This window comes from Desulfotignum phosphitoxidans DSM 13687 (genome assembly GCF_000350545.1).
In the GTDB taxonomy this organism is placed as follows: Bacteria; Desulfobacterota; Desulfobacteria; order Desulfobacterales; family Desulfobacteraceae; genus Desulfotignum; species Desulfotignum phosphitoxidans.
The window spans coordinates 153,073-166,142 of sequence record NZ_APJX01000002.1; the positions used below are offsets into that span (position 1 = coordinate 153,073).

General features: G+C 52.1%; 13 protein-coding genes. 5 read left to right on the forward strand and 8 right to left on the reverse strand.

From position 1 onward, the window contains the following. The first annotated feature begins 3 nt into the window (after positions 1-3). The 4 genes from DPO_RS05240 to folE2 are packed head-to-tail and all read left to right on the forward strand — an operon-like array spanning position 4 to position 2,229. Positions 4-681: a phosphatidylserine decarboxylase family protein gene (locus tag DPO_RS05240; RefSeq protein ID WP_006964699.1), complete on the forward strand. Its 678-nt coding sequence runs from the start codon at positions 4-6 to the stop codon at positions 679-681. A gap of 60 nt (positions 682-741) precedes the next feature. Further along, complete coding sequence (gene greA, locus DPO_RS05245; protein WP_006964701.1) at positions 742-1,209, forward strand: transcription elongation factor GreA; 468 nt, start codon at positions 742-744, stop codon at positions 1,207-1,209. A gap of 25 nt (positions 1,210-1,234) precedes the next feature. Then, positions 1,235-1,444, forward strand: a complete 210-nt coding sequence (gene rpoZ, locus DPO_RS05250) for a DNA-directed RNA polymerase subunit omega (RefSeq protein ID WP_006964703.1) — start codon at positions 1,235-1,237, stop codon at positions 1,442-1,444. 17 nt (positions 1,445-1,461) lie between these two features. Continuing rightward, a complete protein-coding gene (gene folE2 / locus DPO_RS05255) occupies positions 1,462-2,229 on the forward strand; it encodes a GTP cyclohydrolase FolE2 (protein WP_006964705.1) in 768 nt (255 codons plus the stop codon). Between the two features lie 70 nt (positions 2,230-2,299). On the opposite strand, the gene DPO_RS05260 is transcribed toward folE2, so the two are convergent. Then, positions 2,300-3,487, reverse strand: a complete 1,188-nt coding sequence (locus DPO_RS05260; protein WP_236609902.1) for a D-alanyl-D-alanine carboxypeptidase/D-alanyl-D-alanine-endopeptidase — start codon at positions 3,485-3,487, stop codon at positions 2,300-2,302. A 443-nt stretch (positions 3,488-3,930) separates the two neighbouring features. Here DPO_RS05260 and gspF point away from each other — a divergent pair, with 443 nt between their 5' ends. Beyond that, the gene (gspF, locus tag DPO_RS05265; RefSeq protein ID WP_006964709.1) at positions 3,931-5,166 is read left to right on the forward strand and encodes a type II secretion system inner membrane protein GspF; all 1,236 of its coding nucleotides are present in this window, start codon (positions 3,931-3,933) and stop codon (positions 5,164-5,166) included. 33 nt (positions 5,167-5,199) lie between these two features. On the opposite strand, the gene DPO_RS05270 is transcribed toward gspF, so the two are convergent. The 7 genes from DPO_RS05270 to DPO_RS05300 all read right to left on the reverse strand — a co-directional run bounded on the left by DPO_RS05270 (position 5,200) and on the right by DPO_RS05300 (position 13,070). Next, positions 5,200-6,144, reverse strand: coding sequence for a tetratricopeptide repeat protein (locus DPO_RS05270; RefSeq protein WP_006964711.1), 945 nt, complete (start codon positions 6,142-6,144; stop codon positions 5,200-5,202). Further along, the gene (yidD, locus tag DPO_RS05275; protein ID WP_085939415.1) at positions 6,141-6,410 is read right to left on the reverse strand and encodes a membrane protein insertion efficiency factor YidD; all 270 of its coding nucleotides are present in this window, start codon (positions 6,408-6,410) and stop codon (positions 6,141-6,143) included. The genes DPO_RS05270 and yidD overlap by 4 nt, the downstream gene beginning before the upstream one ends. 85 nt (positions 6,411-6,495) lie before the next feature. Further along, entirely contained in the window at positions 6,496-8,172 is a 1,677-nt protein-coding gene (gene gspE / locus DPO_RS05280; protein ID WP_236609904.1) for a type II secretion system ATPase GspE, read from the reverse strand. A 23-nt stretch (positions 8,173-8,195) separates the two neighbouring features. After that, on the reverse strand, positions 8,196-10,166 hold the full coding sequence (gene gspD, locus DPO_RS05285) for a type II secretion system secretin GspD (protein WP_152427573.1): 1,971 nt from the start codon (positions 10,164-10,166) through the stop codon (positions 8,196-8,198). Positions 10,167-10,212: 46 nt separating this feature from the next. Next, a complete protein-coding gene (locus DPO_RS05290) occupies positions 10,213-11,124 on the reverse strand; it encodes a type II secretion system protein N (RefSeq protein ID WP_006964718.1) in 912 nt (303 codons plus the stop codon). Position 11,125: 1 nt separating this feature from the next. Continuing rightward, positions 11,126-11,662, reverse strand: a complete 537-nt coding sequence (locus tag DPO_RS05295) for a hypothetical protein (RefSeq protein ID WP_006964719.1) — start codon at positions 11,660-11,662, stop codon at positions 11,126-11,128. A 7-nt stretch (positions 11,663-11,669) separates the two neighbouring features. Continuing rightward, on the reverse strand, positions 11,670-13,070 hold the full coding sequence (locus DPO_RS05300) for a PilN domain-containing protein (protein WP_006964720.1): 1,401 nt from the start codon (positions 13,068-13,070) through the stop codon (positions 11,670-11,672).

Consider the following 13,070-nt stretch of genomic DNA (forward strand, 5'->3'; position numbering starts at 1 on the left):
TAAATGGATCGAACAAAATGGCCGGGCCGCCGGGCTGCATTGCCGGTAGCGGTTCCGGGCATTAAATTTATACTGGGCGCCGCCTTTTTGACGGGGGTGTTTTTTTATTTGGGGTGGGTTGCTGCGGGCAGTGTTGCCGCGGTTGTCACCCTTTTTATCACCTGGTTTTTCCGGGATCCGGACCGGCAGGTGCCTGAAGGCGATCAATGGCTGGTATCTCCGGCCGACGGCCGGGTGATCCGGGTAGATGACGGGGTAGACAGCGAATATCTGTCCGGGTCGTTCCAGAAGGTGAGCATTTTCATGAACGTGTTCAATGTGCATGTCAACCGGATCCCTCTGGACGGGGTGGTGGAAAAAGCGGTGTACACACCGGGCCGTTTTATCAATGCGTCCTTTGACAAGGCATCTGTTTTCAATGAACGCAACGCATTGATCATCCGGACCTCCGGTGAGCAGCGGTTTGTGGTGGTGCAGATTGCCGGGCTGATCGCCCGGCGGATTGTCAACTGCGCGAATGCCGGCACCCGGGTGCACCGGGGGGAGCGGTACGGCATGATTCAGTTCGGTTCCCGACTGGATCTGTATCTGCCGCTAACCTGCCGGATACAGGTCCGAAAAGGGGACAAGACTATGGCCGGCGTGACCGTTATCGGAGAAATGCCGTCCGTTTCGTCATAAGCGAAGTTAACCTTTAACCATCATGATTTTCAATTGTCATGACGTGGAGTTATTTTTAGTTTGGAGCAGATACCGATTACCAAACAGGGTTATGAAGCCCTGAAACAGGAGCTGGCAAGACTTAAACGCGAGGAACGTCCCGCAAACATCAAAGCCATTGAAACGGCCCGGGCCCACGGGGATTTGTCTGAGAACGCGGAATATCATGCGGCCAAGGAACGCCAGTCTTTTCTTGAGGGGCGCATCGGAGAGATCAGTTATAAACTGGGCGTTGCCAAGGTGATTGATCCGGATTCCGTTCCCAAGGATGTGGTGCGGTTCGCCAGCCGGGTTCTGGTGGAAAACCTGGACTCGGAAGAGCAGGTGGAGTATATGATTGTGGGGCCGGATGAAGCGGACATCAAACTGGGAAAAATTTCGGTTTCCTCTCCTTTGGGCAGTGCCTTGATCGGCAAACGGGCCGGTGATGAAGCCATGCTCCAGGCTCCGGGCGGCAAACGGATATATGAAATTATAGATATTTTATAGACTTAATCTATTCAGGAGAAATAACGTGGCAAGAGTCACCATTGAAGATTGTCTGAAAAATGTGAACAACCGGTTCGAACTGGTGCACCTGGCAGCCAAACGGGTCCGCCAGGTCAGGGAAGGGGCTGAACTGCTGGTCCCGCGCAGTAAAAACGGAGATGTGGTCACCGTGTTGCGGGAAATTGCCGCCGGACGGATCAAGGTCGAACCCGGACCGAAAACCCCGGGCGTCTGACCCATCGCCCGACAGCCATGATCGATACACAGAATCAACCGGATTATCGGAAAATTCCCATAAACAAGGTTGGCATCAAAGGCCTGAAATACCCGGTCAAGGTGCTGGATAAAACCCGGGGGACCCAGTCCACGGTGGCGGATATCAGCATGTATGTGGATCTGCCCCACCAGTGCAAAGGGACCCACATGAGCCGGTTTGTGGAAATTCTGCACCAGTCCCGGACCCGCATTTCCCTGGAATCTTTGACCACGATTCTGGCGGATATGAAAAAGATCCTGGGCGCCCAATCCTCTCATATTGAAATCACGTTTCCCTATTTCATTGCCAAACAGTCCCCCAGTGCCGGGGTCAGCGGATTGATGGACTATACCTGTTCCATCATCGGATCATCCAATTCCGGGCATCCCACGGACATCATTTTAAAGGTGGCCGTGCCCGTGACATCCGTGTGTCCCTGTTCCAAAGCGATCAGCGACTGCGGTGCCCACAATCAGCGGGGCGAGGTCCTGGTGAGCACCCGGTTCAAAAAACTGATCTGGATCGAGGATATTGTGGCAATCGTGGAGCGCTCCGCTTCCTGCGACATTTTTTCCGTTCTCAAACGGGAGGATGAAAAATATGTCACGGAAAAAGCCTACAACAACCCTAAGTTCGTGGAAGATCTGGCCCGGGATGTGGCCAAAATCCTGATGGCGGATCCCAACATCACCTGGTTTTCCGTGAGCGCGGAAAACTTCGAATCCATCCATAACCACAGCGCCTACGCCTTCATCGAAAAATAATGGGGTCAGGCCTGCTTTATTGTCGTTATTGAGATTAATAACGACAATAAAGCGGGCCTGACTCTAGCAGTTATTTCATGATGACAAAGGGGTAGAGGCGCTGATCCGCGCCGACAAAATACCCGGCCCGGGTGCGGATGCCGGTGAGGGTCCCGGTTTTATAATACTGGGTGCCGGTAAAAGGCATCAGGGTGTGATGGGGCATGAACGCCATCAGCAGGGTTCCCATCTGGGCCGGTGTGACCCGGTTTTCCCTTGAAATACCTGATCCTTCGGCAATTGCTGCGGTGTCCCAGCCGGGCAGACCGGCCGCGGTCCGTGTCAGCACCTGAACCCCTTTGTCCAGGGTGGCCGGCGGGCCGTGCACGTGAGCCCCTAAAGCCAGCATCACCTGATTGGCAATAAAATTGTTGGAATATTCAAGCAGTTTTTTAACCACCTCTTCCAGGGTCCAGGGGGATGCCAGGGTCAGGGCCTTTACAGGCGCGCTGCCGGAAAATGTGGACCCTGAATCCGGAAACGATCCGGTTTCCACGATCCCTGTCACCGTTACCCCCAGCTCCTTTAAAAAATATGCCGTCAGCAGGCCCGGGTACAACGGCCGCACCTCTTTTTCCAGCAGAATCCTTCCTTTTTTCAAACCGGTCTCTTTAATGGTTTGGTCAAACCGATTTAACAGCGGGGTCTGGGGTTCGGCACTCACAAACGTGTTGGTCGCCGCATCCCGGGCAAAATGCAGGGTGTTGAAATTGGCGCACAAAGCCCCGGTGGTGGCATCATAAGGATTCAATGACCGCCCTGTGCCCGGGATGAAGATGTCCGGGGTAAAATAGCTCTGATCGATCACGATTTTATCCACCTGCTGCAGATCAAATGCATTTGCCATCTGCCCGCAGAAATCCCGGATCACTTCAGATACGAACAATGGATCTCCCATCCCGCGGATATACAGGGTATGGATCGTTGAATCAAACGCCGCCTGGGTGGGAAACCGGTATTCCGGTCCCAGGTGTTCCAGGGCCGCCAGGCTGGTCAATATCTTGAGAATCGAGGCCGGGACCCTGGGTGTGCCCGGGTTTTGTGAAAACAGGACCCGGCCCTGATCATCGGTCACCAGAATGCCGGCCCTGCCGTCTCCGGCAGCCCGGGCCAAAATGGCCCGGTCGGCTTCAGACACGGCAGCCAGGCTGGCATGCCCCAACGACGAGACCGGGTTGCCATGTGCACCCGGAAGGGCCAAAACGGTGAATGTCAACATCAGGGCTGCGCAGTACACAATCGGCCAGAATCGCTTACAGGTCTTGTTTTTTATCAAAGCAGTATCCATTCCAGGTCGTCAATCATTTTCATTATCAGCAGGGTCAACACCGGTAAAAGGGCTGACGTTGATCCGCAAGAACAAGTGAAGCAGCAGGTCATCGGCAAACAGCCTGATCTATCTGGAACTGAAATAATATCCAGGCGCTGACAGATCAGTTTACCATCATTTTCCCGGCATAGTCAATGCGCCAGAACACGCTGTGGGTTTCCAGATTTTTCCAAGATCATTCATTTGTTTGTGAGAAGAGGTTAAGGCGGTTTTTGTGAAATACTCTGATTGATTATTAAAAGCAGATGAATTAAGATGGCAAAACTGGAAAATAAGACAACAATATTTGCGAATGAAATGGTTTAACTGATTAAAATTATTGGTTTCTGACATTGGCCGTATTTGAATACAAAGCCCTGAACGCCAGGGGAAAGAAAATTTCCGGGATTGTGGATGCCGACAGCCGGTCAATCGCCCAGGAGCGGTTGAAGGCCCAAAAGCTGTTTCCTGTAGCCCTGGAACGTATTGTGTCTACAAACAGTGATACAGGGGCAGGGCATGAAATTACCCGGATGAGGCGGTTTTTTTTCTCAGGGATAAAGCCCGGCGAAGTCGCCATGGTGACCCGGTTGATTGCGACCCTGCTTTCAGCGGGATTTCCCCTGGTCAATGCCGTGAAAACCGTGGCTGGGCAGACCCGGTCCCGGAGACTGCAAACCGTGTTGTCACGGGTCAAGGATGCCATTGAGGAGGGCAGCAGTTTTGCCGATTCACTGACACTTTACCCCAATGTGTTTTCTTCTGTGTATATCAATATGGTGGCTGCGGGTGAATCTTCCGGGACCCTGGAGATCGTGCTGGACCGGCTGGCGGATTTTGCCGAACGCAGGCAGGAAACCAAAAAGAAAATTCAGGCGGCCCTGGCTTATCCCATGATCATGTCTGTTATCGGATTTTTGGTGCTGGTGATTTTACTGACCTATATCGTACCGGGAATCATTGAGATTTTTTCTGATATGGAACAGACCCTGCCATGGCCCACACTGATCCTGATTCAAGTGAGTGATTTTTTTAAGGCGTTCTGGTGGGGAATCCTGCTGGTTCCGGTGCTGGCTGCCGGCGGGATATACGGGATACGCAGAACCACCAAAGGGGCGTTTTATACAGATCAGATCATGATCCGTCTGCCCGTTGCCGGCCCTTTGATCCGCAAACTGATTACAGCCCGGTTTTCACGTACTCTGGGGTCTTTGCTTGAAAACGGTGTGCCATTGCTGACAGCACTGAAAATTACCACCACCGTCACGGGGAACCGGGTGATATCGGAACTGATAAACAAGGCGGCCGTTCAAGTGGAACATGGTGGACAACTGAGCGCCACACTGGATGAAAACCGCTATTTTCCCAGCCTGGCCTCACAGATGATCCAGGTGGGCGAACAGAGCGGAGAAATGGAAAAGATGCTCATGAAGACGGCCGACCTGTATGAAAAGGAGGTCCAGTCCGCGGTGACGGCAGCCACGGCCCTGGTGGAACCGGTTATTATCCTGGTCATGGGGGTGATGGTTGGTTTGATTATCATGGCCATCTGTCTGCCCATTGTGGAAATCAACCAGTTGATCATGTGATGTGGGGGGTGCGGGTACCATTCAACAACGGGGTTAAAACGGCAGAGACAGGGAAAAAGAGGCCGTCCCGGCCGTGATGGTGGACCCGGCATTGAATTCCCGGCCCAGTATCTGGACTTTGACGGCATGGTTGTGTTTGTGTGCGGCAGAGATGGATCCATAAATGCCGGCGGAATAAAATCCGGCTTCCATAAAGCTGACCACGCCTCCCAGGGCCGGGTTGCCATTGTCAAACGCGGTATAGGCCCCCAGCAGGAGTCCGGCATTGAGGGCAAAGGCAACGGCCGCGTCTTTGAACCGCTCACAGTATAAAAATCCACCGCCTGGAATAAGAGCGAACAACCCGGCCAGGGTTGGATTTTTCTCAGGTGCGGCACGAACTTTCCGGATCATGGCCGTCTGTTCATCCACCTTGAAGTTTCGGGCACTGGCCGGTGATATTTTTTCCAGACTGGTCTGGGCCTGGTCCAGTTCATCGATCCCCGGCGATCTGGATGCCTGAATATGAATTTGGGCCAGTTCCAGATAAATGCGGTCCTGAAGCGCGATGTCTTCGGTCAGTTTCAAGAAATTTTGCAAAACCAGCTGGCCATACCCTAAGTTGCCCAGCTTAACAAATGCCCGGCTCTGCATGAAATAAGATTCCCGGGTGAAAGGATCCTGGATTTTCCGGTCTTCAATGATCCGATTAAACTGCCGGGCGGCATCGAAGAAACGATTTTGATGAAACAGGGCCATACCGGTTTTAAACATGGCCTCACCCACCCGGGGATCATCTGGAAAAAAATGAACAAATCGCTTGAATTCCGTTTGAGCGGTATCATAATCCTGGTCCTGGTAAAGTTTCATTGCATAGTCGAACTGCATGTCTGAGTTGATAACCATCTGTCCGGCAACGCTCTGGTTCGTCAAAAGCGCGGTAAAAACAAGAAGGACCAAAACCGCCCCTGATGTAAATGCGGATCGTATCCAGGTCATGGCTGTTTGTCCAAAGGCGGGGTGAACCACCAGAAATCATTGGCTGACACGGGGTCATACACATACGGTTCCCCGTTGATCCAGCGCCGGGGTGCCAGGTCGGCTTCGCTGCGGCCGCAGCGCAAAATCCGATCCAGGGCCATGACCCAGCCGATAACCAGCCCGTGTTTTTCCATCGCGCGTGCGGCATACGCAGAACATGACGGGGTCATGGGGCAGCGGTTTCCGTCTGCTCCTGAGATGTGGTCCTGAAAAAACTGGATCATTTTGTTTGTATCCGACGGTGGTCTGTTCTGGGCAAAGACAGGTGTCAGCAGGAACAGGACCACCAGAAAAAAGAGCCATGCCGGTCTATTCCTGGGTAACACGGAGCACCTCTTTGATGGATGTAACACCCTGGATGACCTTGAGCATGCCGTCCTGCCTCAGGGTGACCATCCCTTTTTTCACGGCAGCCTCCCGGATCTGGTTGGCCTCCGACGTTTTCAAAATCAGGGTCTTGATCTCCTCATCCAGTTCCAGGATTTCAAAAATGGCCTGGCGGCCCAGATATCCTGTGTCAAAACACCGATCGCACCCAAGGGGTTTGAAAACCGTTTTTCCCATCAGATCTTTTTGAATCTGTCCATTGATGTTGAGTGTCTGGATGTCCGCACTTGTCAGGCGGTATTCCCGGCGGCAATGGGGGCAAAGAATCCGGACCAGGCGCTGGGCGATAATGGTGTTGACTGAAGAGGAAATCAGATAGGGTTCCACCCCCAGGTTTTTCAACCGGGTGACGGCACCGGCGGCATCATTGGTGTGCAGGGTGGAGAAAACCAGATGGCCGGTCAGGGCGGACTGGATGGCGATGCCGGCGGTTTCAATGTCCCGGATTTCCCCCACCAGCACCACATCGGGATCCTGGCGGACAATGGCCCGCAGCCCCCGGGCAAAGGTCACCCCGGTTTTGGGGTTGACCTGGATCTGGCTGATGCCTGTGAGATTGTATTCCACGGGGTCTTCGATGGTAATGATATTTTTGTCCGGAGAATTGATTTCAGACAGGCCGGCGTAAAGGGTCGTGGTTTTGCCGCTGCCCGTGGGACCTGTGACCAGCACAATGCCATTGTTCTGACGGATAATCCGGTCGAGCCGTGTCATATTTTCCGGGGACAGGCCAAATTGTGCAAATGTCAGAAATGCCCCGGATTTGTTGAGCAGACGCATGACCAGCCGCTCTCCATAGCCTGTGGGAACAGTAGAAATGCGGATGTCGATTTCCTGATCACCGATCCGGACCTGTGCCCTGCCGTCCTGGGGGATTCGTTTTTCAGCAATGTTCATGTGGGCCATGACCTTGATTCTGGAAATCAGGGAGGCCTGAATCCCTTTGGGAGGAGTCAGGCGCTCATAAAGAATGCCGTCAATTCGGTAACGGATCTTGAGTGTTTCCTGAAACGGTTCAATGTGGATGTCACTGGCACCTGCTTTGACTGCCTGGGAAATCATCCGGTTTACCAGGCGGATGACCGGCGCATCGCTGACATCTTCCAACAGGTCGGCGGTATGTTCCAGGTCGGGAATGATATATTCGTTGTCTGCCATGTCTTCAGCCATCTGGCTGGCACTGTCCCCGGACTGGTCATACAGCAGGTTGACCGCTGATAAAATGATATGTTTCGGAGCCAGTACCAGGTCATAATCCGGTGAGTTCAGACAGACGGCGATATCGTCGGCCGGGCCCAGATCCGAGGGATCGTTCACAGCGATCAGGGGAGGGGCATTTTTTCTGATCAAAGGGACCATGCAGGCTTTTTTCAAAAAACTGCGGGAAATCTCCCGGGTCCACGTGGTGTCATGATGGTCGACGTCAAGTGCAGATACGGCGGGAATCTGATATATCCGGCCCAGGATGTTCAGGATATCCTGTTCTGAAACGTGCTTGAAGGCAAGGACCGTGTCCACCAGGGCGGATTTGTCTTTTTCATAGGCGGCCACCAGCTTGTCTGCATCTGCCGGTGGAAAGGACCATTCCGCTGTAAGCATATGTATGAATTCATGAATCATGATCAGAAAGAGTCACTGGATTCGGGTTTGCCTGACAGTTTTCGTCCGATTTCATCGATCTTCTTATACAATGGAACGGCCCCGCTGTTGAAATCCCGGGTAACGCTTTCTTTTTTTTCTTTAAGTATGTGTGCCGCTTCAAGGGGATTTTTCACCACCCTGGGGGTTAAAAAAACATACAGATTGGTGCGTTCTTCTCCTTCCGACAGGTTTTTGAAGGCCCATCCCAGCCCGGGGATGTCTCCCAGACACGGGGTTTTATATTCGGTCCGGGTCATGCTTTCATCGATCAATCCGCCGATAACCACGCTGTGGGTATCTTCCACAATAATGGCGGTTTCAATCTGACGTTTGAACGTGGTGGGCCGGTCCGGGTTGTTCTGGTTCACGGTATCCAGTTTGGTGAGCTCCTGAAATACGTTGAGCCGAACCAGACGTCCCTTGCTGATCTGAGGCGTTATTTTCAAGGTGATTCCCACATCCCGGTATTCAAACGAGCTGTAGACTTCCGTGGCGGATTCCGCTGCCGATCGGGTCTGAAAGGGCACGTTTTTCCCCACGGTGATCACGGCTTCTTCGTTTTCCGTGGTCAGCAGCTGGGGCGTGGAAAGGATATGGACATCCTTATCACTTTGAAAGGCACGGACAATGGCCTGGATGTCTGGAAAGCTCACGCCGCCGATGGTGATGTTTCTGCCCAGAACCCCTAAGGAAAATCCTTTGGGAAGACTGCCATCCTTTGCCACTGATCCCAGATTGCCAAATCCGCTGTCTCCGGTGGCGCCGAAACCTGAAAACCCTACTTTTTCATCGTTGCTGAACCCCTGGGATGTCCGCCATTCCGTGCCGATATCCAGCCCCCGGGTCACATTGACCTCCATGATCAGGCATTCAATGTAGACCATGGACCGGGGAATATCCAGTTTTGCGATCACCTCTTCCAGAACCGGGTAATCCTCTTTTTCCGCCATGATGATCAGAGAATTGGTGGATTTGTCCGCACTGATATTTACGTCCCGGGACAGGATGGATGCCTGGCTTTTACCTTCCTCCGCCTGTTTTTTTTCCTGGGCCGGGATTTCTTTGAGCACGGTGACCATGTCTTCTGCGGACGCATGTTCCAGGTAATAGACCCGAATACGTTCATCGCCTTTGGGCAGCTGCTGATCCAGAATGGCCACCAGCCTTTCCACCCGCTCGGTTTCGACTTCGCTTGCCAGCAGAACAATTGCATTGGTCCTTTCATCGGCCACAAACTGGACCAGGTCTCCGGCCGCCGGTGTCTGTTTCTTATCCTGGCTCCTGGCAGTAAAGATCGTGGAAAGCGTGTTCACCAGTTTGGCGGCATCTGCATGCTGAAGTGGAAGAACAGATATTTTTTTTCCGATATTGGGGACATCGATGGTGGTGATGATTTTCATCAGGCGTTCGATGCTGGCAATGGTTGCGGTGGCGATGAGCATGTTGGTGTCCCGGTAGGACAGCATCACGCTGCCTTTGGGCACAAGCGGGATCAACAGCCGCTGAAGTTCGTCTGAATCGGCATAATCCAGGGGGATGATCCGGGTCACGATCCTGTCCGCCGCGTCCTCCGGGCCAGACATCAGACGGGTGTCGACATTGTCTGTTCTGGCGTTGGGAGAGGGGATGATTTTAATGACTTCTCCGGATTCCACCGTGGAAAACCCGTGAATGTCAAGAACGGATTCAAAGACCCGGTAGGCATCTTTGACAGATAGTTTGGCGGGGGAAATGATCGTGACATTTCCTCTGATCCGATTGTCCACCACAAAATTCTTGTGGGTCAGCCGGCTGATAAATTTAATGAACACTTTGATATCCACATTGTCAAAATCAATGGACACATGTTCCGGTTCATTAATATCTTCCTGGGAAAATGCGGTGTGGAGCGGAATCAAAGGCGTGGAAAATGACACAAACAGCACGATGATAACCGGTATCAGGGCAGGCATGAAGCATCTTACAGGTGGTGACAAAACGGTCATAACAAAAGTTCCTTTACAGCATTATTTCCATGATTTTTCCCTGGCGCAGCAGGGTTGCCGGAATGGTTTGCGAACCCGCCTTTCCCTCCTGCAACGCCTGTAAGACAGCCAGTGCCTCCCCGGGGCTCGAGATCTCATTGCCGTCAACGGTCTGTATGATATCTCCGTTTCTGAATCCGGCAGCATGCAAAAACGAGTCATCTTTGATGCCATACAATAACGCCCCGCTCAGTTTTCCGTTTGAAAAATAAGGTTGGATCCTGACCTGTTTCATCAAGTCCGGGATATCCCCGGAGTCGGACTCGCCTGCCGGGTCTTCAAGCGGGTGGAAAGATAGTGGTTGGAGCGATTCTTCCAGTTCGGGCAAAGGCAGCGCTGAAGTCATTGGCCCCGGGGGATGTCTGCTGTCATCGACTTCCAGTACCTGGTCCTGATTATCCAGTGTGAGAATGATCTTGTTGCGCAGAATCTGTTTGATAACGGCATCAGCGACGGTATCGCCTGTTTGATATAGCGCCTGTTCACGGGTGTCCTGGTTTTCAATGACAGCATAGGATCCGGCAGAAGATTCTGACATAACGGTTCCCCACAGCGCCAGCTTGAGTTCGGTTTTTTTCAAAGGAACCGGTTCAGTGGTTTGCGTCTGATTTTCCCGGCCGTCAGGGTCGGGTTTTTGTACCCGTACATCAAAAAGATTTCTGGTGCTGATGATGTCATAGCTTTTTAAAGGGGATGCCGGAAGTGTTTTTTCTTTTTGATCCGGGATTATTCCCGGGTTTTTGAGCCCATCAGATGGTTTGCCGGGGTTTTCAGGCAGCATGTCTTTGTACAGGATGCCGGCACCTTCATAAGCGGCAATGGTCAGTAATATGAATTGCAGCAGAATCAAAACGGATTTTATAATGCCATTTTTGGTGATGCTCATATCAGTTTGACTCTTTTGTTATCAGGGTCTGGAATTCCATGGCAGCATCCAGCAGATTTTTTTCTCTGCCTGCCGGAGAAAGGGAAAGAGAAACCGTGTGGATTCCATTTTCCGACGTTTCCACCCGTCTGATAAACTCCGTCAGATTATTCAGATAGATGGCTTTGAGTTTCAGTTTGATCTTTGCGATGGCGTAAGGCCCATCTTCCAGATCCACAGAAAGGGGTCTCATGTAATCAATGTGTGATTTAACACCGCTTTTTTCCGCCTGAAAATCCAGAAATGAGAACAGGGTAAAATCCGTTGCCCGGGTTTCAAGTATTTTGCGCTGCATGTCCAGGTTCTGTGTCGTGTTGCGGTATTGTTTCTCCAGTGTTTTTATCTGCGCAAAAGATTGTTTTTCAACCAGCAGTATCCGTTCCAGGTCCTTTTTTTTATCCAGCAGCGGCAGAAAGACAAACTGGAAGAACAAAAAGACAGCCGCCAGAACAGTCCCGGTGATGAGGGTGTTTTTTTCTCTGTGTGAAAGTGAATTCATGGTCAGGTCATATCGTAATGTTAAAGTTGAAAAGAACCTGATTTTCAGATTTGCCTGCTTCTGCCGTATTGATGGTGACAGTTTTAAAGACAGGTGATTTTTCCAGGGTGGTTTTTAATCGATCCACGGTATAGAAGCTGTCTGTGGTGCCGGCAATGATCAGGTTTCCCCTGTTCAGCAGCAGGCGCGACAATCTTACCGGCAGGGTTTCCGGAATGTTTCCGGACAGTTCATACAGCACATCAACGGCCCGGTGATGGGGTGAATTTGTCAGATCCTCCGGCAGAATCCGGGAATCGGTTTTCTTTAAAGCATCGTTCACCTGGGCCTGCATGAGTAAAAGCGGTGCGTGCACACCGGGACTGGTACTGTCCGGAAAAGTATTGCGGTACACGGCCGCCGCCTTTTGTCTTTCTATGGCAATCGCTGCCTCAAGGCGTGAAATGTCTTTTTGCAGACTGTAAATGGACAGCCCCAGGGCAATTGACCCGATTGCTGCCAGTATGACCAGCTCGGTCTTGAATTTTTGAAAAAAAGAACCCGCCCCATAACGCCCCTGGCAGAAATTCAACAGCCGTCTGGATCGCTCAAGCCGGGACAGATCCATGGATTCAGTATCTATGGCATGCATGGTTATCCCGGCCTTTTTGACAGAAGCGTGCTGTGACAAAGCGGTTCTCAAGGCTTCCGCCGATTTTTGCGCCGAATTTTCAAACGCGATGCAGATCTCCAGTTCTTTTTCCACCCCGGTTTTCTGCCGGAATCCGGTCATTGTCTGAAAAAATGCGTGCACGGTTTTTTCATTGTCTGTGTCCGGTCCGGGCAATGATCGGACCATGACCGGTTTGCCTTGGACAACAAGGGTCAGGGTGGTTTCAGAACGCCCGGTGTAAATAAATGCCAGGTCTGGCTTTTGTTTTTGATTCTCCAGAAAGCAAACGGCAAGGGCATATCCTTTGGGGCAGACAATCCGGGGCCTGATTTTCAGTGACATCAGGCATGACACCATCTGCCGGACAACATGTTCAGGGATGGATGCGGTGAGAAAAAGATGCTGATCCGGGACAAAATGCAGATCCTGGCGCAGGTAATCAAACACAAAAGGTTGGTCTGGAAACGGCAGACAGGGGGCCAGTTCCAGAGGAAGGACCTGGCGGATTTTGTTGTCATGCTTAAAAGGCAGGCTGATATTGCGGAAACATGCCTGTCTGGAGGCAATCAGGATGATTGCGTGATCGCAGGATTTAAGGTTGAGTTTTCCGGCAATGAGTTCCAGGGCTGCCGGGAAGTGCGGCGCCCGGTCTTCAAAATCCGGCAGGTCCGCCCAGGCCGCAAAAAAATGTTCTTTGCCTGTGCGGGCATCGATGCCGCGGTCATCTATATCCAGAACAAGAAGCCGGCCGGCCAT

Excerpts from the sequence above, each read along its gene's own strand:
- DPO_RS05260 (WP_236609902.1), bottom strand. The coding sequence starts at position 3,487 with ATGTTGACATTCACCGTTTTGGCCCTTCCGGGTGCACATGGCAACCCG.
- DPO_RS05270 (WP_006964711.1), bottom strand. The coding sequence starts at position 6,144 with ATGACCTGGATACGATCCGCATTTACATCAGGGGCGGTTTTGGTCCTT.
- DPO_RS05240 (WP_006964699.1), top strand. The coding sequence starts at position 4 with ATGGATCGAACAAAATGGCCGGGCCGCCGGGCTGCATTGCCGGTAGCG.
- gspE (WP_236609904.1), bottom strand. The coding sequence starts at position 8,172 with ATGCTTACAGCGGAATGGTCCTTTCCACCGGCAGATGCAGACAAGCTG.
- gspD (WP_152427573.1), bottom strand. The coding sequence starts at position 10,166 with ATGCCTGCCCTGATACCGGTTATCATCGTGCTGTTTGTGTCATTTTCC.
- folE2 (WP_006964705.1), top strand. The coding sequence starts at position 1,462 with ATGATCGATACACAGAATCAACCGGATTATCGGAAAATTCCCATAAAC.
- DPO_RS05290 (WP_006964718.1), bottom strand. The coding sequence starts at position 11,124 with ATGAGCATCACCAAAAATGGCATTATAAAATCCGTTTTGATTCTGCTG.
- yidD (WP_085939415.1), bottom strand. The coding sequence starts at position 6,410 with ATGATCCAGTTTTTTCAGGACCACATCTCAGGAGCAGACGGAAACCGC.
- DPO_RS05295 (WP_006964719.1), bottom strand. The coding sequence starts at position 11,662 with ATGAATTCACTTTCACACAGAGAAAAAAACACCCTCATCACCGGGACT.
- DPO_RS05300 (WP_006964720.1), bottom strand. The coding sequence starts at position 13,070 with ATGGCCGGCCGGCTTCTTGTTCTGGATATAGATGACCGCGGCATCGAT.